Annotated in this window: 24 protein-coding genes; 11 read left to right on the forward strand and 13 right to left on the reverse strand. The window is 72.8% G+C overall.

Annotated elements, in window-relative coordinates:
• The first annotated feature begins 50 nt into the window (after positions 1 to 50).
• Entirely contained in the window at positions 51 to 866 is an 816-nt protein-coding gene (locus OG861_RS16820; protein WP_329202304.1) for a diacylglycerol kinase, read from the forward strand.
• 18 nt (positions 867 to 884) lie between these two features.
• On the opposite strand, the gene OG861_RS16825 is transcribed toward OG861_RS16820, so the two are convergent.
• From OG861_RS16825 to OG861_RS16875, 11 genes are all read right to left on the reverse strand, one after another.
• Positions 885 to 2,087 carry a cytochrome P450 gene (locus OG861_RS16825; RefSeq protein WP_329196390.1) on the reverse strand — a complete coding sequence of 401 codons (1,203 nt, stop codon included), beginning with the start codon at positions 2,085 to 2,087 and terminating at the stop codon, positions 885 to 887.
• A gap of 92 nt (positions 2,088 to 2,179) precedes the next feature.
• Positions 2,180 to 2,839: a response regulator transcription factor gene (locus OG861_RS16830; protein WP_329196388.1), complete on the reverse strand. Its 660-nt coding sequence runs from the start codon at positions 2,837 to 2,839 to the stop codon at positions 2,180 to 2,182.
• Entirely contained in the window at positions 2,836 to 4,197 is a 1,362-nt protein-coding gene (locus OG861_RS16835) for a sensor histidine kinase (protein ID WP_330261763.1), read from the reverse strand. Before OG861_RS16835 ends, OG861_RS16830 begins: the two co-directional genes overlap by 4 nt.
• Before the next feature lie 87 nt (positions 4,198 to 4,284).
• Entirely contained in the window at positions 4,285 to 4,956 is a 672-nt protein-coding gene (locus OG861_RS16840; RefSeq protein WP_329196384.1) for a response regulator transcription factor, read from the reverse strand.
• Entirely contained in the window at positions 4,953 to 6,278 is a 1,326-nt protein-coding gene (locus OG861_RS16845) for a sensor histidine kinase (RefSeq protein ID WP_329196382.1), read from the reverse strand. The genes OG861_RS16840 and OG861_RS16845 overlap by 4 nt, the downstream gene beginning before the upstream one ends.
• 10 nt (positions 6,279 to 6,288) lie before the next feature.
• The gene (locus OG861_RS16850; RefSeq protein WP_329196380.1) at positions 6,289 to 7,491 is read right to left on the reverse strand and encodes an acyltransferase family protein; all 1,203 of its coding nucleotides are present in this window, start codon (positions 7,489 to 7,491) and stop codon (positions 6,289 to 6,291) included.
• Positions 7,484 to 8,458 carry an alpha/beta hydrolase gene (locus OG861_RS16855; protein ID WP_329196379.1) on the reverse strand — a complete coding sequence of 325 codons (975 nt, stop codon included), beginning with the start codon at positions 8,456 to 8,458 and terminating at the stop codon, positions 7,484 to 7,486. Before OG861_RS16855 ends, OG861_RS16850 begins: the two co-directional genes overlap by 8 nt.
• A gap of 205 nt (positions 8,459 to 8,663) precedes the next feature.
• Entirely contained in the window at positions 8,664 to 9,281 is a 618-nt protein-coding gene (locus OG861_RS16860) for a LysE family translocator (RefSeq protein ID WP_329196378.1), read from the reverse strand.
• Between the two features lie 155 nt (positions 9,282 to 9,436).
• Entirely contained in the window at positions 9,437 to 9,826 is a 390-nt protein-coding gene (locus OG861_RS16865; RefSeq protein ID WP_329196376.1) for a nuclear transport factor 2 family protein, read from the reverse strand.
• Between the two features lie 81 nt (positions 9,827 to 9,907).
• Entirely contained in the window at positions 9,908 to 10,486 is a 579-nt protein-coding gene (locus tag OG861_RS16870; RefSeq protein ID WP_443056767.1) for a MarR family winged helix-turn-helix transcriptional regulator, read from the reverse strand.
• Between the two features lie 55 nt (positions 10,487 to 10,541).
• Complete coding sequence (locus tag OG861_RS16875; protein WP_329196373.1) at positions 10,542 to 11,183, reverse strand: DJ-1/PfpI family protein; 642 nt, start codon at positions 11,181 to 11,183, stop codon at positions 10,542 to 10,544.
• Between the two features lie 195 nt (positions 11,184 to 11,378).
• Here OG861_RS16875 and OG861_RS16880 point away from each other — a divergent pair, with 195 nt between their 5' ends.
• The 3 genes from OG861_RS16880 to OG861_RS16890 all read left to right on the forward strand — a co-directional run bounded on the left by OG861_RS16880 (position 11,379) and on the right by OG861_RS16890 (position 14,476).
• A complete protein-coding gene (locus OG861_RS16880) occupies positions 11,379 to 12,731 on the forward strand; it encodes an aspartate aminotransferase family protein (protein WP_329196371.1) in 1,353 nt (450 codons plus the stop codon).
• Between the two features lie 175 nt (positions 12,732 to 12,906).
• Complete coding sequence (locus tag OG861_RS16885; protein ID WP_329196368.1) at positions 12,907 to 13,578, forward strand: GntR family transcriptional regulator; 672 nt, start codon at positions 12,907 to 12,909, stop codon at positions 13,576 to 13,578.
• A gap of 247 nt (positions 13,579 to 13,825) precedes the next feature.
• Positions 13,826 to 14,476, forward strand: coding sequence for a hypothetical protein (locus tag OG861_RS16890; protein ID WP_329196367.1), 651 nt, complete (start codon positions 13,826 to 13,828; stop codon positions 14,474 to 14,476).
• A gap of 33 nt (positions 14,477 to 14,509) precedes the next feature.
• Here the strand turns inward: OG861_RS16890 and OG861_RS16895 are convergent, their stop codons facing one another.
• Positions 14,510 to 15,220 (reverse strand): SLATT domain-containing protein, encoded by a 711-nt coding sequence (locus OG861_RS16895; RefSeq protein WP_443056766.1) that lies wholly within the window; start codon positions 15,218 to 15,220, stop codon positions 14,510 to 14,512.
• A 288-nt stretch (positions 15,221 to 15,508) separates the two neighbouring features.
• Between OG861_RS16895 and OG861_RS16900 the strand changes: the two genes are divergently transcribed.
• The 7 genes from OG861_RS16900 (at position 15,509) to OG861_RS16930 (ending at position 21,770) form a co-directional block, all read left to right on the forward strand.
• Positions 15,509 to 15,853: a YbaB/EbfC family nucleoid-associated protein gene (locus tag OG861_RS16900; RefSeq protein WP_329196363.1), complete on the forward strand. Its 345-nt coding sequence runs from the start codon at positions 15,509 to 15,511 to the stop codon at positions 15,851 to 15,853.
• Between the two features lie 49 nt (positions 15,854 to 15,902).
• Entirely contained in the window at positions 15,903 to 16,502 is a 600-nt protein-coding gene (gene recR, locus OG861_RS16905) for a recombination mediator RecR (RefSeq protein ID WP_329196361.1), read from the forward strand.
• Positions 16,495 to 17,142: a DUF5063 domain-containing protein gene (locus OG861_RS16910; protein ID WP_329196359.1), complete on the forward strand. Its 648-nt coding sequence runs from the start codon at positions 16,495 to 16,497 to the stop codon at positions 17,140 to 17,142. Before recR ends, OG861_RS16910 begins: the two co-directional genes overlap by 8 nt.
• 183 nt (positions 17,143 to 17,325) lie before the next feature.
• Positions 17,326 to 18,600 carry an aspartate kinase gene (locus OG861_RS16915; protein ID WP_136217624.1) on the forward strand — a complete coding sequence of 425 codons (1,275 nt, stop codon included), beginning with the start codon at positions 17,326 to 17,328 and terminating at the stop codon, positions 18,598 to 18,600.
• Positions 18,597 to 19,673, forward strand: coding sequence for an aspartate-semialdehyde dehydrogenase (locus OG861_RS16920; RefSeq protein ID WP_329196356.1), 1,077 nt, complete (start codon positions 18,597 to 18,599; stop codon positions 19,671 to 19,673). Before OG861_RS16915 ends, OG861_RS16920 begins: the two co-directional genes overlap by 4 nt.
• 169 nt (positions 19,674 to 19,842) lie before the next feature.
• Positions 19,843 to 20,688, forward strand: coding sequence for a SigE family RNA polymerase sigma factor (locus tag OG861_RS16925; RefSeq protein WP_443056550.1), 846 nt, complete (start codon positions 19,843 to 19,845; stop codon positions 20,686 to 20,688).
• Positions 20,685 to 21,770: a hypothetical protein gene (locus tag OG861_RS16930; RefSeq protein WP_329196354.1), complete on the forward strand. Its 1,086-nt coding sequence runs from the start codon at positions 20,685 to 20,687 to the stop codon at positions 21,768 to 21,770. The genes OG861_RS16925 and OG861_RS16930 overlap by 4 nt, the downstream gene beginning before the upstream one ends.
• Here OG861_RS16930 and OG861_RS16935 read toward each other — a convergent pair.
• Positions 21,742 to 22,539 (reverse strand): SURF1 family protein, encoded by a 798-nt coding sequence (locus tag OG861_RS16935; RefSeq protein ID WP_329196352.1) that lies wholly within the window; start codon positions 22,537 to 22,539, stop codon positions 21,742 to 21,744. The two genes, OG861_RS16930 and OG861_RS16935, sit on opposite strands and share 29 nt — an antisense overlap.
• Between the last annotated feature and the right edge of the window lie 34 nt (positions 22,540 to 22,573).

Here is a 22,573-nt window from a genome sequence, read left to right on the forward strand (position 1 = left end):
ACAAAGATGCTACCCGAGGAAGGACCGAGGTGTCGGCTCCAGAGCCCACCATGAGCCATGCGGGCGCGCCGGTAGGCGGCCTGCTCGTGCTCGTCGACCCGGTCGCCCGCCGTCTTGACGGCGAGTCCGTACGGATCGCGAAAGATGTGTTGTGCGCCGGTGCCACGGCGAAAGTTTCTCTCCCCGACTCGCCGGAGGAGTTTGCGCGGGCACTCGCCCGCCGGGGCCATCGGCGCCCCGTGATCGTCGGGGACGACCGGGCGCTGCTACGCACGGTGACGCTGTTGCACCGCTCCCGTGACCTGCCGGGGGAGCCGTTGTCGCTGATCCCGGTGGGGCCGGTGGGGTCCCTCACGCTGGCGGGGTCCCTGGGCGTGCCGCTGTCGGCGGTGATGGCGGCCCGGGCGGCGCTGGACGGGGCGGTGCAGGCGCGTGACCTGCTGGTCGACGACAGCGACGGGGTGGTACTGGGCGGCCTGCGGATCCCGCCGCCGGTGCGGACGCAGGTTCCACCCGTACGGAGCTACCGGTCGTTGCTCCGGATGCTGCTGCCGGGACCGCCGGGGGTCGGGCCGGCGCCGGCGGGGCCGGTGCACCGGCTGAGGGTGGAGGCGGACGGGGTGGTGCTGGCGGATGTGGACCACCCGGTGCAGGACGTCGCGGTGGTCACGCGGGAGGCGGGCGGCCTGGCGGAGGTGGTGGTCCGGCTGATGGGGTGCGCGGCGCTGACGGAGCGGGCCGCGACGGTGACGGTGTCGGGCGCGGACTTCCGCTACCGCGCCGACCACGCGGCCGTGTCGGGCCCGCTCCGGCGCCGCACCTGGACCCTGCGTCCCGCCGCCTGGTCCCTGACCGTGCCGCGCTGACGGCCGTGCCTGCCGTTCTCAGCAGGCGACCAGCAGTTCCCGCAGCCCTCGGATGATGTACCCGTCCCGCCACTGCGGCTCCTCCACGAGCCGCAGCGGCGGCGCGCCGGCTGCCAGCAGGGCGCCGAACGACGCCCTGAGTTCCAGCCGCGCCAGCGGGGCGCCCAGGCAGTAGTGGATCCCCGCCCCGAAGCTCAGGTGCGGGTTGTCGCCGCGTACGAGGTCCAGCGCGTCGGGGTTCTCGAAGCGCGCGGGATCCCGGTTGGCGGACCCGAAGAGCAGCGCGACCTCGGCGCCCCGCGGGATGACCGAGTCCCCGATCCGGATCTCGTCCAGCACCCAGCGTTCGAACATTTGTAGGGGTGTGTCGTATCGCATGAGTTCATCCACAGCTGTGGACAACTTTTCGGGATGGCGGCGGAGGTCGTCGAGCTGGGCGGGATTGCGGAACAGCGCCCACCAGCCGTTGACGGTCGTGTTGACCGTCGCCTCGTGGCCCGCGTTCAGCAGCAGCACGCAGGTGGAGATCATTTCCTGCTCGCTGAGCCGGCCCTCCTCGTCATGGGCGGCGATCAGTCCGGAGATCAGATCCGCCCCGGGGCGCCGGCGCCGCTCGGCGATCAGGGCGCGCAGGTAATCGCTGAACTCGACGCTCGCCCTGACGGCCCGTCGCGCCGTCTCCTCGTCCGGCCGGAGCTCGAACATCCCGCAGATATCCGCCGACCAGGGCCGCAGCAGCGCGCGGTCCGACTCCGGGATCCCGAGCAGCTCCGCGATCACCGCGACCGGGAGCGGCTCCGCGACGGCGGTCAGCAGATCACCGCCCCCGTCGGCCAGCAGCGCGCCCGCGAGATCCCCGGCCAGCCGCTCGACGGCGGGCGCGAGACGCTCCACGGTGCGCGGGGTGAAGGCCTTCGCCACCAGCCGCCGCACCCGCGCGTGCGCGGGGTCCTCCAGGTCCAGGAGACCGTTGCCGTTGAGGACGTGGAAGGGCTCGTGCTCCGGCGGCGGCGCCTGCTGCCCGAACTCCTCGTGGGTGAACCGGTGCAGGTACGTGCGTCCCAGCTTGCGGTCACGCAGCAGCGCGCTCACATCGGCGTAGTGCGGCACCAGCCACTGCCCCGTAGCCTGCGACCACACCGCCCGCCCCTGTTCGCGCAACTCCCGATAAGCGGGGTACGGATCGGCGACGAACGCGGCGTCCCACGGATCAAAGCGCATTCCCGAAGCCTAGATCGGCCTCCCACCCCCTCACCCCCTTCGCCGCGAACCGCATCCTCTCCCGCTCCGAGGCCCCCTCCCCCTCATCCCCTTCACGCAGGGGTCACCAGCCGCGTCTCGTACGCGAACACCGCCGCCTGTGTGCGGTCCCGCAGGCCCAACTTGACCAGGATCCGGCTCACATGCGTCTTGATGGTGGACTCCGCCACGACCAGCCGGTCGGCTATCTCCGCGTTGGCCAGCCCCTGGGCGATCAGGATCAGCACCTCCGTCTCCCGCTCCGTCAGCTGCGACACCCCGGCCGGGTCCGCGAGCTTCGGCGCCTCCGCGAGCTTCGAGAACTCGCAGATCAGCCGCTTGGTCACCGAGGGGGCCAGCAGCGCCTCACCGCCCGCCACCACCCGTACCCCCTCCGCCAGTTGCCTCGCCGACGCGTCCTTGAGCAGGAACCCGGACGCCCCCGCCCGCAGCGCCTGGTACACGTACTCGTCCAGGTCGAAGGTGGTCAGGACCAGTACCTTCGCATCGGTGTCGGCGGCCACGATCCGCCGCGTCGCCTCCAGCCCGTTCATCTCCGGCATCCGGATGTCCATCAGCACCACGTCCGGCCGCAGGGCGTTCACCTGAGCGATGGCCTGGCGGCCGTCCACCGCTTCGCCGACCACCTCGATGCCTTCCATGGCGTTCAGCAGGACGGAGAAACCCTCGCGGACCATCATCTGGTCATCGACGATCAGCACCTTGATCGTCATACCGGCCGCTCCTGCGAGGGCGACGGCGAGGACGACGGCGAGGACGACGCCGAAGGCTCCGCCGTCCGGCGCACCGGTATGAACACGGCTACCTCGTATCCGCCGGCCGCCGTCTCCCCGGCCGTCATCTCCCCCTCCAGCATGGCCACCCGCTCCCGCATCCCGGTGATCCCGTGCCCCGCGCCCGGTGACGGCAGGACCTTCTCCGTCGGCGGTCCGTTGACGACCCGTATCCCCAGACCGCCCAGCACGTACGACACCTCCACTCCGGCCGCCGCGCCCGGCGCGTGCCGCAGCGAGTTGCTCAGCGCCTCCTGGATGATCCGGTACGCCGACAGCTCCACGCCCTGCGGCAGTTCCCGCACCGCTCCGGTGACCGTCTTCTCCACGCTCAGCCCGGCCTCGCGCACATTGGCCAGCAGCCCGTCCAGCGAGGCCAGCGTCGGCTGCGGCGCGTCCGGCGCCTCGTAGTCCGCCGAGCGCACCACTCCCAGCACCCGCCGCAGCTCCGTCAGCGCCGCCACCGCGTTCTCCCGGATGGTGACGAACGCCGCCTCCAGTTCGGCCGGCGGGTTCTTCACCCGGTACGGCGCCGCCTCCGCCTGGATCGCCACCACCGACATGTGGTGCGCCACCACGTCGTGCAGCTCGCGCGCGATCGTCGTCCGCTCCTCCAGGAGCGTGCGCCGGTCCCGCTCGACGGCGGTCACCTGCTGCTGCGCGACGACCTCCCGCTCCGCCTGTCGGCGGGTGTTGCGGACCGTGACCGTCAGCAGGACGAGGGCGGAGGCGAACGCCATGGGTGCCACGTTCGACTCGTAGCTGCCCACGAGCACCGGTATCGCCGCCCCGAACACCAGGGTGATCGCCCACAGCCAGCAGGCCACCCGGGGCCGGCTCCGCATGGCCACGACGGCCATCACCCCGAGGTAGGCGATGAAGGTCGCCGGGGACCACGGCCAGGTGAGGTCCCGGCCCTGGACGAGCGAGAGGCCCGTCGTCACACCCAAGGCCACCCAGAACGCCCCCACGGGGCGCACCAGCGTCATCAGGACCGGCATCGCCGCCACCAGGCCCATGAACAGCCGCACTGCCTGCGGCATCCCGTGGGAGTCGGCGGTGGTGGCCAGCACGACGATCAACGCCACGACCCCCACCAGCGCGTGCGGCAGGTAGCCGGCCTTCGCGCGTATGCCCGCCGGCAGCAGGCGCAGCAGCGGCCCGTCCACGCGCATCGGCGCCAGCGGCCGGTAGGCGAACGCGCCGCTGATCAGGTCCTGGCGCAGGATCTCGAAGAGCCCCGAAGCCATCCGCAATTCCGGTGTCCGGGCTGTCCCCCCGGTGGTCGTCTCGGTCATATGAGAACCGTAGGTCCGCGCCCCCGTCGTCCGCGTCGCCACCGATGGGGATATCCGCAGCTCCCCCTCAAGTACTACCGGGGTGTATCAGTAGCCCGTCGGACGGATCAGTCCCGTCTCGTACGCGAACACCGCGGCCTGCGTCCGATCGCGCAGGCCCAGCTTCACCAGGATGCGGCTGACGTGCGTCTTGACGGTCTGCTCGGCCAGGACGAGGTGCTGGGCGATCTCCGCGTTCGACAGGCCCTGCGCGATCAGGGACAGCACTTCCGTCTCCCGCTCCGTCAGCTCGTCGATCCGGGCCCGGGAGGGTGCACGGGGCGCCCCCAGCCGGGAGAACTCGGTGATCAGCCGCTTGGTGATGTTCGGCGAGAGCAGAGCCTCACCGGCCGCCACCACCCGTACCGCCTCAGCGAGCTGGTCGGCGGAGGCGTCCTTGAGCATGAAGCCGCAGGCCCCGGCGCGCAGGGCCTCGTACACGTACTCGTCCAGGTCGAAGGTGGTCAGGACGAGCACCTTCACGGCGGCCGCGCGGTCGGCGGTGATCACGGACGTCGCCTCGATGCCGCCCATGCCGGGCATGCGGATGTCCATCAGCACCACGTCGGGGCGGAGTTCGGCCGCCTTCGTGATCGCCTCGGCGCCGTCCACGGCCTGCCCTACGACCTCTATGTCGGGCTGGGCGTTCAACAGCACGGTGAACCCCTGCCGGACCATCATCTGGTCGTCGGCGATCATCACCTTGATCGGGGCGGTCATGAGGCCTTCTCCGTCTTCTCGGTCCCGGGCACCGCGCCCCCGGGCAGGTCCATGGGCAGTACGGCGCTCACCTCGTACCCGCCGTCGGGACGCGGGCCGGCGGCCAGTTCACCGCCCAGCATGCCCGCCCTTTCGCGCATCCCCAGCAACCCGTGCCCGGTGCCGGGCGACGGCGCGGCCACCCGGGTCGGGGCGCTGTTGGCGATGCACAGGTGCAACTCGCGCGGACCGTAGGCGATCCCCACCTCCACCCGGGAGCCCGGGGCGTGGCGCAGGCAGTTGCTCAGCGCCTCCTGCACGATCCGGTACGCGGTGAGCTCGACGCCCGGCGTCAGGGGCCGGCGTATGCCGGCCGTCTCGGTGGTGACCTCCAGCCCGGCTCCGCGCACGTTGTCCACGAGGCCGTCGAGTTCGGCGAGGGTGGGCTGCGGGTGGTGCGGGTTGGCCGGATCGTCGGGTCGCTCCGAGCGCAGCACGCCGAGGACGCGCCGCAGTTCGGTCAGGGCTTCCAGGGCGTTCTCCCGAATGCCCGCCAGGTTCTCCTTGAGCTCCTGCGACGGGTTCTCCACCAGGTGCGGGGCGACCTGCGCCTGGATGGAGATCACCGACATGTGGTGCGCGACGACGTCGTGCAGCTCCCGGGCGATGCGGCTGCGTTCCTCCAGCAGCGTCCGCCGGGCCCGCTCCTCCTCGGTCAGGGTCTCCTGCGCGACGAGCTGGCCACGGGCCAGCCGCATCGCCCGCAGCGCATAACCGAGGAGTCCGGCGAACCCGAAGACGAGGAGGGCCACGAGGAGGCTGCTCCGGCTCTTCTCCGGCTTGAAGACACCCTCGGCCACGGCGCCGGCGGCGACCGAGACGCTGATGACGGCGATGGTCACCCGGGGCGGTACGCGCAGGGCCACCAGCAGGATCAGCGGGGCGAAGGAGAACGGCCCGATGGCCGTCCACGGCCACGCCTGTCCCTGCCCGACGTGGTCGCGGATCACCCAGGCGATGAAGCCGGCGTTCAGCAGGCCGAGCCACCAGGCGGCGATCGGCCGGAACAGCGCGCTGATGATGGCGAAGCCGGTGAAGAGCGACAGCAGGACGATGCTCGGGTCGTGGATGTCGTAGTGGTCCTGGAGTTGCACGGAAGTGAGGGAGCCGAAGAACACCGCCGCGTAGACGACCAGGGTGTGAGGCAGCCGGGCCAGCCAACGGGGCCGCGCCATCGGAGGCAGCGGATCCTTCTTCAAGGTGAACAACTCCCGGACCAGGCCCCGCAGGGCGTGGCCGGCTGCCGCGGGGGCCGGATCCGGGGACGCGTTCTGGGCATTCACACCGGTCAGCCTAGGCACGGGTGACCTCCATGGCCGGAGCCCCTCGGTGGTCACGGGGCACAGGCGAGGCTCGGACGGCGGGGTCACGGCGCCGGGACGCGCCCTGCTCGTGCGTGTGGAACGTAGCCCAGCAGACGGCGAGCGCGGCGGCGAACAGCGGCAGCCACAGCAGCCGGCACGCTATCCAGCCCGGGGAGCCGGGCACGGTGTGCAGCCCGGGCAAGTCCGGTGAAACGAGGAGCCCGAGGGCGGTGACGGCCATCATCGCGGTCTGGTGCCAGAGGAAGACGGTCATCGCGGACAGGTTCAGCAGTGCCACCTTCGCCCAGGTCCTGGGCCTTCGCACGGCGCGGGCGAGCGGTTCACGGAGCAGCAGGGCCAGCCCGCACTGGGCCAGGCCGAAGCTCACGGCGGCGAGGGTGGGCGGGTTCAGGTTGGAGACCGCTGCGCCCGGAACACCCACCATCGACGCGGGATAGCCGCCCCACAGGACGAGCGAGGCGGTGGCGACGGCACCCGCCACGAGCAGCGCCACCGCCGATCCGCGGCGGGCGAACGCGCCGCGGGACCAGGCCGCGCCCAGAGTGAAGGGGACGAGCCAGCCGGCGGCGACATTGCCCCAGCCGACCCAACCCGGGCCCCCGAAGCCGAATCGCCAGACATCCACGCCCGCGACCACGGCCAGCGGCACCGCGGGGTGGAGCCGAGCCACCAGCGGCGTCGCGGCGGTCAGCACGGCGAACACGAGCAGGAACCACAGCGGGGAAAGGACGAGCCTGAGCAGGGTGTGGAGGGTGTCCGGTGCCACCCCGCCCAGCAGCATCCCGGCGGAGGCGACGCCCCACAGCGTGAGCACCGCCGCCACCGGCCGGAACAGCCGGCCCAGCCGCTGCCCGACCCAGATGCGGTACGGAACTCCGCGCGCCCGGGCCGAGGCGTACCCCTGGGCGGCGACATGGCCGCCGACCAGGAAGAACACCGCCAGCGTCTGGAACACCCAGGAGACCGGGGCCAGCCAGGGCATGCGCGCCAGCGGGCTCGTGCTGCTCAGGCCGCCCTCGGCCGTGGTCAGCGCGGTGACGAGCCAGTGGCCCAGCACCACGCCGAGGATGGCCAGGGCCCGCAACGCGTCCACGCAGCGGTCCCTGGAGGCCGGAGTCCCGGCATCGACACGGTCCGCGAGCCGGGACCAACGGGCGTGGGCACTACGCATGAGGGACCTCCGGCGTGGCGGCGGGAGCGGCGGTGGCGGCAGGCCCGATGACGATGCGGGCCAGGGCGTCGAGGGACGCGGTGCCGGGCCCCAGGTAGTCGCTGTGGCCGACCCGGCCGGCGGCGAAGACCCGTGCGCCGAAGGCCGGATCGACAGGATCGGTGCCGAACCCGACACCGCCGAGCCGTACGTGTGGGACGTTGCCGATCCAGTCATCGCTTCCCCGCCCGGCCCACACCTGGGCCCGGGTGGGCAGCTCGGAGACGGAGCCGGCCCCGGTCCCAGGACTCCCGTAGAGCACCAGGTCGGTCACCTTGGGGCCGGTACCCGTACGGGCGCAGACCACCGAACCGTAGGAGTGGCAGAGCAGCGAGATCCGGGTGTCGGGGCGGGTGCGGGCTTCCAAGCCGGCCAGCAACGGGCCCAGTTCGGCGGCCGCGGCGTCGGCGCGGGCGGTCGTCAGGACGGTGGTGCTGACCGTGCCGGGGGTGTCGTACCCGAGCCAGGCGACCACGGCGGAGTTCGGGTGCTCGGCCTGGAGGCGCTGCTCAAGGGCGACCGCCCCGGCACGGAACCTCTGGTAGGTGTCCAGCGTGGTGTCGGACCCCGGCACAAGAACGGTGACCCGGTCAGCACCCTCCAGATCGCCGAACACCTCCACGGCCCGGCCCCCGCCCCGGCCGTCGAAGGCGAGGAAATGGGGGCCGGAGCCGCCCGACCCCCGCGCCATGGCCTGCAACTTCACGGCCCGGCCGGTACGGCCCGCGTCCCGCGCCATCCGGGCCGCCTCGGCGATGTTGCCGAGGTTCGCGGCGTACCGGCTCTCCGGGGTGGCCGTACCGGCGAAGGCGACGGGCCTGGGCGCCGGTACGTCGGGGGACGCGGCGGCGGAGAGGGGGAGCACCACGGCCGCCGCGATGAGGCCGGCCAGCAGGGTGCGGCGCAGGCGGCTGCCAGTGGCGTTCATGAGGGGGCCCTTCGGTCCGGGAGAGCGTTGCGCTCTTCTCTGGTTCCGAAGTTATGGATCAGCCCCCCTCGTCGGCGTCCCGCTGAGGAGCGGCCTTCGCTGGTAGCTCTCAGGTATCACGCCCCCTACTTCCGAGCCACCGCGCGCCATCGGCGGACGCAGGTGCGACAGCCCGCGGTTGACGAAGCGTCAGGCCCACGGGCGTTCAGGAGGCCGCCGTCGCCACCCGGACGCCGAAGGCGATCAGGACCGTGCCCGTCACCCGGTCCAGGGCGCGGCGGACGCGCGGGCGGGTGAAGAGGAGCCGGGCGCGGGAGAGGACGTGGACGTACGTGCCCAGCCAGAGCAGCGTCAGCAGTACGTGGACCGCCACGAGCAGCGCCATGCCCACCGCCGGGCGCAGACCGGCCGGGGCGAGGGTGGGGAGCAGGCCCGTGTAGAAGACGGCGATCTTCGGGTTCAGCGCGTTGCTGACCAGGCCGGTGCGCCAGGCGCTCGTCCCGCGCCGTTCCGCCCGTTCGCCCCGTACGGCCGGCTCGGCGCCGGCGTGACGCAGCGACTGGACGCCGAGGAAGCAGAGGTAGCCGGCACCCGCGAGCTTGACCACCAGGTACACCTCGGCGGACGCGGCGAGCAGGGCCGCGAGTCCGGCGACGGTGAGGGCGCCCCAGAGGAGCAGACCGACGCAGATCCCGCCGACCGTGCGCAGCCCGTCGGCGCGGCCGCGCGAGACGGCCCGCTTCGTCACGATCGCCATGTCCGGCCCCGGAACCAGGGTCAGCAAGGTCAGCACGCCCGTCGCGGCGAGGAGGTGGGTGTACACGCGGCCCAGTCTGGCAGCCGCACCTCGACCGCGGCTCGGGGCGACCGCGCCCCGGCCGACCCGGTCCACGACCGGCGGCTCAGGGCAACCGCGACCCCCGACCGCGACCGCAACCCCGCCGCGACCACAACCCCCGACCGCGACCGCGACGCGGCTCAGTCCGCCGCCAACGGCTCGACGTACCCCGCCCGCCAGCGGGGCGCCGGGTCCTGGCCCGGGCTGGTCCAGTACTCCCTGGCTCCGACGACCACCCCGTCCCGCACCGTCCACAGCGAGACGGCCCGGTAGACCACGTGCTCCTGGGGTACCTCCACCTCCGTGACGACGAGGTCCCCGTCGGCGAGTATCCGCAGCACCTCCACGGGCACCTCGTCCACGTCGTCGTCCTCGGCGAGGACGGCGACGAAGTTGGCCCGGCCCACGATCCGCTCACCGCTGACCGGCCACTCGATCACGGCGTCCTCGGCGACCAGCTTGGCGACGCCGTCCCAGTCGCGCGCCTCGATCCGCTCCCACAGTCGTGCCACTACGTCCAACGGCTCCATGTGCGGCAGTCTGCGACGCGGTCACGGGACGCAACAAGCTTTGCCCGCAGGCTTATTGACTTCGACACAATCGGTGCGGCCCTACCCTTCCCGGGGCTCCGCCGAAGACGGGTCCGCCAGCGCGCCGAGGGCGCAGGACAGCCTTTCCAGGGTCCGGACCGTCTCCGCGAAGGCCTCCTCGCCCAGTTCCGCGGCCAGCCGGTGTGCCAGCGCCGCATGCCCGGGAGCGATGCGGGCGATCGCCGCGCGCCCCTCCTCCGTGGGCCGCAGGAGCTTGGCGCGCCGGTGGGCGGGGTTCGGTACGTACTCGGCGAGACCGTTCGCGGCCAGCAGGTCGGCGATGCGCTGGACGCTCTGGCGGGTGATGCCCATGACGCGCGCGATGCCCGCGACCGACAGGGGTTCGCGGAGCACCGCGCCCAGCACCTGCCAGCGCGCCGCCGTCAGCCCGGCCGGGCGGGCCAGCTCCTCGGAGACGGCGAGGAACTGGCCGTTCAGCCGGAAGACGCCGAGGGCGGTACGGCTCAGCAGGTCCTGGCGCGCCCGCGCCGACGGCTCCGGAGCCTGCCCGGCCGCGAGCCCCGCTTCCGTCACCGCCCCATGCCCCGTCTCCGCCGCGAGCCCCGCTTCCGTCACCGCCTCCGTCACCGCCTCGGCCATCACCGCCCCGGGCCCCGCCTCCGTCACCGCCCCGGGCGTCGCCGCCTGCCCCGCCTCAGGCATCGTCAGAGTCCGTCGCGGCCGCCAGCACCGGGTACGCGGTGGCGTCCGAGTCGTGGAAGAGGCGGTACCAGGCGTCCAGGACGACCGGCTCGTACACGCCCAGCCGGGCGAACACCTCGCGGGCGAACGCCACCGGCTCCGTCGGCCCCGCCGTGATGAGGTCGCCGTCCGTGACCGCGTCCGTCTCGACGTAGTCGGGGCCGCCCGCGTATCCGGGCTGCGCCGCCAGGTACGGGGCGGCGGCGCTCGTGTGCCGGCGCCCGTCCAGCAGGCCCTCGCGGGCGAGGCCGGCCGTCGCGCCGCAGATCGCGGCCACGGGCACCCCCGCCGCCAGGAACTCGCGGGCCTTCGCCGCGAACGGCGCCAGCGTGTCCCCGGTGTCCCAGAGCGCGGCGCCGGTGAGGATCAGCAGGGACGAGTCCTCGGGGCGCAGCCCGGCCAGGGCGAGGTCGGGCCGGATCCGGACGCCGCCCATCGTGGTGACGGGCTCTTCGGCGGCGAAGGCGACCGTGCGGACCCGGTGGCCGCGCCGGGTGAGGTGCGCCGTGGTGTGGCCGGTCTCCCAGTCCGCGTACGTGTCGTAGACGGCGAGGTGGACCGGCTTGCGGGACGGTTCCCGCGCGGTGTCGCTCATGGTGCTCGCCTCCTCGTGGGGGCAGGTCCCGGGCCCCGCCCGGAAGGACTCGGCCCGCTATGACAACATGCTGTCATCTTGGCAGGAAGCTGCCAAGTCTTCGGCCCGATCGCATACAGACTGCCGAGGGCGGGCCCCCACCCGCATACAGTCCGCCGATGTACCTCCGGGCCCGGGCCCTCCTAGCGTGACCGCATGACCCCTCATGTCACCGGCGCGGCGGTCAAGGCCGCCGATCGCGCCCACGTCTTCCACTCATGGTCCGCCCAGGCCCTGATCGATCCCCTGGCCATCGCCGGTGCCGAGGGGTCGTACTTCTGGGACTACGACGGGAACCGCTTCCTCGACTTCGCCTCCCAGCTGGTCAACACCAACATCGGTCACCAGCACCCCAAGGTCGTCGCCGCGATCCAGGAGCAGGCCGCCCGGCTCTGCACCCTCGCCCCCGGCTTCGCCGTCGACGTCCGCTCCGAGGCCGCACGCCTCATCGCCGAGCGGACCCCCGGCGACCTCGACAAGGTCTTCTTCACCAACGGCGGCGCCGAGGCCGTGGAGAACGCCGTACGGATGGCCCGGCTGCACACCGGCCGCCAGAAGGTGCTCTCCACCTACCGCTCGTACCACGGCGCCACCGCCGCCGCGATCAACCTCACCGGCGACCCGCGCCGCTGGCCCTCCGACACGGCCGCCGCCGGTGTCGTGCACTTCTGGGGACCCTTCCTCTACCGCTCGCCCTTCCACGCGACCACCGAGGCCGAGGAGTGCGCCCGCGCCCTCACCCACCTCGCCGACACCATCGCCTTCGAGGGGCCGGCGACCATCGCGGCGATCATCCTGGAGACCGTGCCGGGCACGGCCGGCATCATGACCCCGCCGCCCGGCTACCTCGCCGGCGTCCGCGAGCTGTGCGACCGGTACGGCATCGTCTTCATCCTGGACGAGGTCATGTCCGGGTTCGGCAGGACCGGCAAGTGGTTCGCGGCCGAGCACTGGGACGTCACCCCCGACCTGATCACCTTCGCCAAGGGCGTCAACAGCGGCTACGTCCCGCTCGGCGGCGTCGCCATCTCCGGCGCGATCGCCGAGACGTTCGCCACCCGCCCCTACCCGGGCGGACTGACGTACTCCGGCCACCCCCTCGCCTGCGCCGCCGCCGTCGCGACGATCAACGCGATGGAGGAGGAGGGCATCGTCGAGAACGCCGCCCGCATCGGGGAGGACGTGATCGGCCCCGGCCTCGCTGCGATCGCCGAGCGGCACCCGTCGGTCGGGGAGGTCCGGGGCCTCGGTGCCTTCTGGGCCGTCGAACTCGTACGGGACGGGGAGACGCGCGAGCCGCTCGTCCCGTACAACGCGGCCGGCGCCGACAACGGGCCGATGGCCGAGTTCGCGGCCGCCTGCAAGGCCTCCGGCCTGTGGCCCTTCGTCAACATGAACCGGACCCACGTGGTCCCGCCCTGCACCGTCACGGAGGCGGAGGCCAAGGAGGGCCTGGCCCTGCTGGACGCGGCGCTCGACGTGGCCGACCGCCACACCACGGCCGGCTGACGACCGCAGGTCCCCTCCCGCGAGCGACAGCACACGCGGCATCCCAGGCGGCATCCCACGCGACATAGCGCCCGAATATCGGGCGCTATGTCTGTTTAATTCCTGTGTACCGATCGGTTTCGGCCGGATCGGCTGGCCTAAGGTGTCCGAAGTCCTACCGAGGAGACGGGCCCCTATGCCAGGCAGCGGAGCTGTCACCCGCAACACACTCCGCCGGCAGATAGCGGACGCACTGCGCGACGAGGTGCTCGCGGCGCGCCTGCCTCCCGGCACCGAGTTCACGGTCAAGCAGATCGCCGAGACGTACGAGGTGTCCGCGACCCCCGTGCGCGAGGCGCTGGTGGACCTCTCCGCCCAGGGCCTCCTGGAGTCGGTGCAGCACCGCGGGTTCCGGGTGCGCACCTACAGCGTCGAGGACTACCGGGGCATGGTGGAAGCCCGCATCCTGGTCGTGGACGGGATCTTCCGCCGGCTCGTCGAACGCGGCACGGCGATCGGGTCGGGCGAGCTGCTGGTCTCCGTGCGGCGCCGGGCCGAGGAGGCGCGGCGGGCCGCGCAGAGCGGTTCCCTCGAAGTGCTGATCGGCTACGACCTGCGGTTCTGGCGGGAGCTGAGCGGGCTGGTCGGGAACACGTACATCTCCGAGTTCCTGCACCGGATCCGGATCCAGTGCTGGGTCTTCTCCGTGCCCCACCTCCAGAAGGCGACGGCGGCGGAGATGCGGCGGGCGCTGTGGGACGGCCACGGCGAGCTGGTGGACGCGGTGACGCGGGCGGACGCCGGGGAGGTGCGCCGCATCGTGCACGCGTACAACCAGCACGGCCTGGACTGGGCCGCCGGCCTCTAGCGACGCCCGACCGTCCCGCCACGGCCTGTGGCGACGGCCGACCGCCCCGCCACGGCGCGTGGTCCGGCGGCTACCGCCCCGCCACGGCCCGGTAGCAGTCGTCCAGCCACGGCCCGCTGTCCTGATGACCGGCCGTCACCGGCCGGGTCGGCCGCCGTCCGCGGGCCGGTGTCCGCCGACCCCTTCGCGGAGCGTGTCCGGCGCATTACGCTGGCCCGATCGGCGGCAACGACTGATCGGAGCCCGCGTGGCCTGTGACCTGTGGCTGGTCCCCCTTGTCGACGTGCTGTGCCACAGCCCCGACAACCCCTTCGCGGAAGAGATCGCCTCGTACGACAAGGCGCTGGGCGAGGCGGGCCTGCCGTCCGTCCCGGTGTTCGCCTACATGCCGGGCCTGAGCGGCGACGTCGCTCCGGTGGCCGGCTTCGACTACGACGCCCTGCACTTCCTGCGCCGGGCGTACCTGCTCCAGATCTGCGGGCTGCCGGTGACGCCGGTGGACGAGCTGGGCGGTGACTACGAGCAGCTGCTGGAGATGTTCGAGTCCACGGCCCAGCAGTCGCACCTCGTATGGCACTACGACCACGCGGGGGCCTACGTCCCGGTGGACTTCCCCGTTCCGCTGGCCAACGAGGAGCTGCTGGCGGGGGGCGGGCCGCTGGGCTCCGCGCAGGGGCTGCTGCGGGAGCTGGCCTTCGTGGCGCCCGCGATCGGGATAGACCCGGGCAATCCGCCGGCCGCCCCCGCGCCGCCGGGCCGTCCGACCTCGCTGGAGGAGCCGGCGGGGCCGATCCCGTACGACGACAGCCCCTTCGCGCGGGAGCGGCACGTGTGGCTCGGACTGCACGCGGCGGCGACCCGCAGCCTCGGCCAGGGGTCGATGATCATTTTCAGCTGAGTGCACCGACCGCGCCGCGCCCCCGGTCCGGTCTCAGCGGGGCTGCTCCGGGGGCCGCTGGCGCGGCATGTTCGGGCGGGTGCCCGGCGGGAGGGCGAAGCGTGCCGGGGGGACGCCCGGGTCCGGCCGGGAGGCCGCAGAGCCCAGGGACTGCATGACCAGCGGGGCCGGTCCGGCCCGGAACTCGACCATCCAGTCCGCCGTCTCGGAGCGCACGAGCTCCGTGATGTCCTCCGAGAACCGCCGCAGGACGGTCAGGCAGCGCTCCGCCGCCTCGCTCGCCGTGCCCTCGGTCGGGCCCAGCACCTCCCGCACGTTCTCCGAGGCCCAGTCGAACTGGAGGGTCTGGAGCCGGCGCTGCACCGCCTGCGCCGTGGCCACGTCCCGCATCCACCCGGAGGTCAGCCCGAAGAACCGGTCGCAGGCCAGGCAGGCCGCGCCGAGCAGCAGGCACAGGTAGCCGTACGAGGCTGCCCCCGGGGCGGAGCCCGTCAGCTCCAGCAGCGGCATCGAGGCACCCACGACGGCGCCGGCCGCCGCCCCCACCCGCAGCGTGCGCGCCCCGCGCCGCTTCCACGCCCGGTCGGCCAGGTACCACTCCGCGGTGCGCAGGGCGTCGGCCTCGACCCGCCGGTAGAGCTCGTCGAGCCGCTCGGCGGGCTCGCCCCAGTCCCCGAGAGGAAACGGCCGGCCGGTCAGGTCGCCGTCCTCTGCGGGATCCCGGGGTGGCCCCTCGGGCTGCATCTCCGGCTGACTCACCCGGCACTCCCTCTGCCTGCGCTGACGTGTGGTGGTGCGCGTGTGCGCAATGGTGCGCATGCACTTCCTACCTTCGAATGACGCGCGATGGACGACGAATCCCGCGATTTCCGCTCGCAAGGAGGGCTCCAGCAGGTGCGCGCACCCCCGCTCTCTCACTCGAAAGAGTTGGTCCTCACGGCGTAGGGCGCTGCGCGCGGGGACCACGTAGGCTCGGATTGACCAAGCGTTGAGAAGTATCCGTTGTTTCCGCAGTGATGGAGTGAGTGCCCTGTGATTCCCGGTGGTGGCCAGCCCGACATGCAGCAGCTGCTCCAGCAGGCCCAGAAGATGCAGCAGGACCTCGCCGCGGCCCAGGAGGCACTTGCGCAGGCCGAGGTCGAGGGCCAGGCCGGCGGCGGCCTGGTCAAGGCGACCGTCACCGGTTCCGGTGAGCTGCGCGCCCTCGTGATCGACCCCAGGGCCGTGGACCCCGAGGACACCGAGACCCTCGCCGACCTGGTGGTCGCGGCGGTCCAGGCCGCCAACGAGAACGCGCAGGCGCTCCAGCAGGAGAAGCTGGGCCCCCTGGCCCAGGGCTTCGGCGGCGGCAGCGGGATTCCCGGCCTCCCGTTCTAGCCGACGCCCCCCGGCACCCCACATCTGAAACCCGAAAGAAGGCAGTCCGTTGTACGAAGGCGTGGTCCAGGACCTGATCGACGAACTGGGCAGGCTGCCCGGCGTCGGGCCCAAGAGCGCGCAGCGGATCGCCTTCCACATCCTGCAGACCGAGCCCACCGACGTCCGCCGCCTCGCGCACGCGCTGCTCGAAGTGAAGGACAAGGTCCGGTTCTGCGCGGTGTGCGGGAACGTGGCGCAGGAGGAGCGGTGCGGGATCTGCCGCGACCCGCGCCGCGACCCGACGGTCGTCTGTGTCGTGGAGGAGCCCAAGGACGTGGTCGCGATCGAGCGGACGCGCGAGTTCCGGGGGAAGTACCACGTCCTCGGCGGCGCGATCAGCCCGATCGAGGGCGTCGGCCCGGACGATCTGCGCATCCGTGAGCTGCTGGCGCGCCTCGCGGACGGCACGGTCACCGAGCTGATCCTCGCCACCGACCCGAACCTGGAGGGCGAGGCGACCGCCACCTACCTCGCCCGCATGATCAAGCCGATGGGCCTGAAAGTCACCCGCCTGGCCAGCGGACTCCCCGTCGGGGGAGATCTGGAGTACGCGGACGAGGTCACGCTCGGGCGGGCCTTTGAAGGAAGGCGACTTCTCGATGTCTGACGCAACGCTGCACGCGATCGGCCAGGATCCGGACGACTTCGCCGTCCAGATCGCGGACCAGATCGAGTCCTTCATCGTCGCGGTCACCGAGGTGGCCAAGGGCGAGGACCCGGACAGCGCGGTGCCCTTCCTCCTGCTGGAGGTTTCGCAGCTGCTGCTGGCGGGCGGTCGGCTGGGCGCCTACCAGGACGTCCTGCCGGACGAGCGCTACGAGCCGGACCTGGGACCGGAGCCGGATGTGGACGAGCTGCGCGAGCGGTTCGCTTACATGCTCGACCCCGTCGACGTGTACTCGGAGGTCTTCGACCCCTACGAGCCGCGGAAGGCGCCGGTCGCGCACCGGATCTCCGACGACCTCGCCGACGTCGTCGCCGACCTGCGGCACGGGCTCGCGCACTACCGGGCGGGCCGGACCACCGAGGCGCTGTGGTGGTGGCAGTTCTCCTACTTCTCCAACTGGGGCTCGACGGCCTCGGCCACCTTGCGCGCGCTCCAGTCGCTGGTGGCCCACGTGCGCCTCGACCAGCCGCTGGACGCCCTCGACGGCCTGGACACGGACGAGGACCTGGCCGAGGACGACCTCGCGGAGCAGGCGGGCGAGGTCATGGCGCAGGAACTGGGCGGCATCGGCCGCGCGTAGCCGGGGCGGGCGGGGTCGTGCCGGCAGGCGGCCGGGGACGTGCACGGCAGGCGTACGCGGACGTGCCGGCAGGTGATTCTGGGATGAACGCAACATCTCATGATGTGGTACGTGCCGGTCGGATTCCGGGCGCTCGTTAGACTGCGTCACTGACCGCAGTACTGGATTGAGCGAGGAGCGCACGTGGGCCTTGTCGTGCAGAAGTACGGAGGCTCCTCCGTAGCCGATGCCGAGGGCATCAAGCGCGTCGCCAAGCGGATCGTGGATGCCAAGAAGAACGGCCACCAGGTGGTCGTTGTGGTATCCGCGATGGGCGACACGACGGACGAGCTGATCGATCTCGCCGAGCAGGTATCCCCGATGCCTGCCGGTCGTGAGTTCGACATGCTGCTGACCGCGGGAGAGCGGATCTCCATGGCCCTGCTGGCCATGGCGATCAAAAACCTGGGCCACGAGGCCCAGTCGTTCACCGGCAGCCAGGCAGGTGTCATCACCGACTCCGTCCACAACAAAGCGCGCATCATCGATGTCACGCCGGGCCGCATCCGCACCGCGCTGGACGAGGGCAACATCGCCATCGTCGCCGGTTTCCAGGGAGTGTCGGCCGACAGCAAGGACATCACCACGCTCGGCCGCGGCGGCTCGGACACCACCGCCGTCGCGCTGGCGGCGGCGCTGGACGCCGAGGTCTGCGAGATCTACACCGATGTCGACGGCGTCTTCACCGCGGACCCCCGCGTCGTGAAGAAGGCCCGGAAGATCGACTGGATCTCCTCCGAGGACATGCTGGAGCTCGCGGCCTCCGGCTCCAAGGTGCTGCTGCACCGCTGCGTCGAGTACGCACGCCGCTACAACATCCCGATCCACGTCCGTTCGTCCTTCTCCGGACTGCCGGGCACCTGGGTCAGCAACGAGAATCCGCAAGGGGACGAGCCGGTGGAGCACGCCATCATCTCCGGAGTCGCGCACGACGTCTCCGAAGCCAAGATCACGGTCGTCGGCGTCCCGGACAAGCCGGGCGAGGCCGCGGCGATCTTCCGCGCGATCGCGGACGCCGAGATCAACATCGACATGATCGTCCAGAACGTGTCGGCCGCCTCGACCGGGCTGACGGACATCTCCTTCACCCTCCCCAAGGCCGAGGGCCACAAGGCCATCGAGGCCCTGGAGAAGGCGAAGGGCGCGATCGGCTTCGACTCGCTGCGCTACGACGACCAGATCGGCAAGATCTCCCTGGTCGGCGCCGGCATGAAGACGAACCCCGGCGTCACCGCCTCGTTCTTCCAGGCGCTGTCCGACGCGGGCGTCAACATCGAGCTGATCTCGACCTCCGAGATCCGCATCTCGGTCGTGACCCGCCAGGACGACGTCAACGAGGCAGTCCGCGCCGTGCACACGGCCTTCGGCCTGGACTCCGACAGCGACGAGGCCGTCGTCTACGGAGGCACCGGACGATGACCGGCACCCGGTCCGCCCCGGCCCCGGCGCTCGCCGTGGTGGGGGCGACCGGAGCGGTCGGCTCCGTCGTCCTGCGGATACTGTCCCAGCGCGCCGACGTCTGGGGTGACATCCGCCTGATCGCCTCTCCGCGCTCCGCCGGCCGCGTGCTGGCCGTGCGCGGCCGGGAGACCGAGGTGCTCGCCCTCAACGAGGACGCCTTCGACGGCCTCGGGGCGGGCGACGTGGTGCTGTTCCTGACCCCGCCCGGGGTGTCCGCGCAATGGGCCCCCGTCGTGACGGCGCGCGGAGCCGTGGCCGTGGACCAGTCGGCGGCCTTCCGGGAGGACCCCGAGGTGCCGGTGGTGGTGCCCGAGGTGAACCGGCACGCCGTACGGGTCCGGCCGCGCGGCATCGTCGCGGGCCCCGACTGCGTGACCGCCACCATGATCGCCGCCCTGGGCGCGCTGCACGCCGACTACGGGCTGGCCGACCTGGCCGTGTCCTCGTACCAGGCCGCGAGCGCGGCCGGCCGGGCCGGTACGGAGGCACTGCGCCGCCAGCTCTCGCTGGTCGCCGGGACCTCCCTCGGGGAGCAGCCCGGGGACGTACGGCGGGTCGTGGGCGAGGACACCGGCCCCTTCGCGGCCCCGCTCGCACTGAACGTGGTGCCCTGGTCCGGGGAGCTGCGCGAGGGCGGCTGGTCCTCGCACGAGCTGGCGGTGCGGTCGCAGACCCGGCGGATCCTGGAGCTGGCGGAGCTGCCGATCGCGGTGACCTGCGTACAGGTTCCCGTGCTGGAGGGGCACTCGCTGACCGTACGGGCCCGGTTCGACCGCGAAGTGGACGCCGGACAGGCCCGCAAGACGCTCGAGGCGGCGCCCGGCGTGGTCCTCGTGGACGATCCGGCGGCGGGGGAGTTCCCCACGCCGGTGGACGCGGCCGGGACGGATCCGGCCTGGGTGGGCCGGGTGCGGGCGTCGCTCGACGACAGCCGTGCCCTGGAGTTCTTCGTCTGTGCGGACAATCTGCGCAAGGGAGCGGCGCTGAACGCGACCCAGATCGCGGAACTGATCGCGGGTGAATTCGCGTAGTTCACTTTGTAGGATCGGTGGCGATCCCTCGATCAAGGTGATGGCCCGACTGCCGCCTGGATAAACGGGGCGAACGGGAAGATCAGGTGCGCATGAGGGCAACGGGGACATGGCCGGCCGGTCCGCCCGGTGCGTACAACCCCGACGGGGCGGCGTGCGTCCAACGGGCGTGGCAGAGGCATTGCTCGACTTCACGCTCGCTCCGGCACGAACCGCTGCGGCACGAACCGCTGCGGCGGTCGTCCCGGCCCGCGTCGCTCCGGCGCGCCGCCGCGTCCCGGCTTCCGCGTCGGGCGGGTTCCCGGTGATCCTTCCCGTCCCGCCGACCGGCGTACCGGCGGCGGCCCTGCCGACCCGCGGCGGCCGCGTCCCCGCGCCCCGCGACAGCGCGGAAACCACCCACGGCCCGCGGGCCGTGGGGGAACCCGCCGCGCGCACGCGGAACGTCGGGGAACCCGCCGGGAGCACGCGGGCCGCCGGGGAGCCCGCCGAGCCCCCCTACGACAAGGCCGTCGTCGCCGGCACCACCGTCGACCACCTCACCCAGACCTACCAGGCCCACTACCGTTCCCTCCTCGGGCTCGCCGCGCTGCTCCTGGACGACACCGCCTCCTGCGAGGACGTGGTCCAGGAGGCCTTCATCCGCGTCCACTCCGCCCGCAACCGGGTCCGGGACCGCGACAAGACGCTGGCGTACCTCCGCCAGACCGTCGTCAACCTGTCGCGCTCGGCGCTGCGGCGCCGCATCCTCGGCCTGAAACTGCTCTCGAAGCCGATGCCGGACATGGCGAGCGCGGAGGAGGGCGCGTACGACCGGCTGGAGCGCGACGACCTGATCAAGGCGATGCGAGGGCTCCAGCGACGGCAGCGCGAGGTGCTGGTGCTGCGGTACTTCGCGGACATGACCGAAGCCCAGGTCGCCGAGACGCTCGGCGTGTCGCTCGGCTCGGTGAAGGCGTACGGTTCGCGGGGCATTGCCGCGCTGCGGGTGGCGATGGAGGCTGCGCAGTCATGAAGGACGACCACACCACGCCCCGGACGCTGGACGAGCAGCGGCTGCGCCACCTGCTCAGCGGGGCCGTGCAGGGCCTGGAGCCCTCCGACCACGCCCTGGAGCGGCTGCGCCACGCGGTCCCCGCCCGCCGGACCCGCAAGCGCCGGGCCCTCGTCGGCGCGGCCGCGGCCGTACTCCTCGCCGGGGCCGCCGTGCCGACGGCCCTGCGCATGACCGGCACCGCGAGCAGCAGCGCCGCCGGACACCCCGCCATGGCCGGACACGGCGAGCCGCGGGGAGGCAGGACCGGCGGTCCCTCCGACCCGCACCAGAACGGCTCCGGGGCCTACTCCAAGTCCACGGGCCCCGCCGGCGGGCACCCCGAGCCGGGCGGCACCGGCCCCGCCCCCGCCCCCCGCCCGAGCGGCTCCCCCTCGGGCGGTACGGTCGCGGACCCGACGGCCGGCAGTACCTCGACCGGCACCCCCGGCACCCAAAACCCCCAGCTGCCCCCGCTCGGAGCGGTACGGGGCGTCCCCGAGTGCACCGCCGGGCAGCTCGGCGTGCTGGGCAGCGCCCGCGCCCCCGGCGCCGACGGTGCGGTGTACGGCAGCTTCAAGGTCACCAACGTCTCGGACCGGGGCTGCCTCGCCGCGGGCCCGGACACCGTGACGGCGGCCCCCGCGGCCGACTCCCCGCCGCCCGCGAAGAGCCCGGCGGTCACCGTGGTCGGCCACACCGCGGGTGACCCGGCGAGCGCGCTGCTCCCCGACCCGTCCGCGGAGTCCCGGTCGGTAGTCCTCCAGCCGAACGCGGCGTACGAGGTCCGGTTCGCCTGGGTGCCCTCGGACCGCTCCTGTCCCGCGGGTACCGCCGACCCGTCGGCGAAGCCCGCACAGGGCGGCAGCGGCGCGCCGGGCGCCACCGGCCCGGCCGCGGCCGCCGACCCGCTGGGCGGCACCACGGCCCCGGCCCCCACCGGGGTCGAGGTGTCGCACACCCCGGCGGCGGGCGCCCCGACGACCCAGGCGACGATCCCGGCGGCCTGCGGGGGCACGGTCTACCGGACGGGGGTCATTCCCCTGACGCAGCCGACGCGGTAGCGGCCGGCCGCGGCTGCTGCGGCACCAGGCCCGCCTGCGCGTCGCGCAGGGTCTCCACCTCGCGCCGGTAGAAGCGGAACCACATGAACAGCACGAAGGCGGCGAAGACGAACCACTCGCCCGTGTAGCCGAGGTTCTGGAAGGCCTTCAAGTCGAGACCGGTGTTGTCCGGGGCCTTCGCGGGCACCGGAAGCATCCCGTCCACCGAGGTCTGCACCGTCAGCCACGCGTCGTACAGCGGCTCCTGCACCAGGTTCACCAGCGTCGCCGCGCCGATCACCCCGAGCTGCCCGGCCGGCAGGCCGCCCTGGGCGTGCACGCCCTTCGTACCCGAGTTCTCGGACGCCTGGAGCGCGCCGGTGACCTCCACCCGGCCACCCGGCGCGGCCGGAGCCTTCGCCGGGTCCGCCGCGCCCGGCAGCCACCCCCGGACCACGGGGAGGACCTTGCCGGAGTCGGTCCGCAGCAGGCCCAGCACGTAGAAGCCGCTCCTGCCGTCGAGGTCCCGCTCGGGGACCAGCAGCTGCTCGCCGTACACCCCGGCCGTGGACGCCAGCCTCCCGGACGTCTTCTTGTCCACCGGGAGCAGCGAGTCCAGCGGCGCGGCGGCCCGGTCGGCGGTCTGCCTCCCGATGGCCTCCCGGTGGTCGCCGACGCGGTCCTCGAAGCGGCCGAGCTGCCAGGTCCCCATGAACAGGCAGAAGGGGATGGCGAGCGCGACGAAGACGTTGATCCCCCACCAGCGCGGGGTCAGGAGAAACCGGTGCACCCCACCACGGTACGGGGGGTGCACCGGGTCACCG

Source organism: Streptomyces sp. NBC_00539 (assembly GCF_036346105.1).
Lineage (GTDB): Bacteria > Actinomycetota > Actinomycetes > Streptomycetales > Streptomycetaceae > Streptomyces.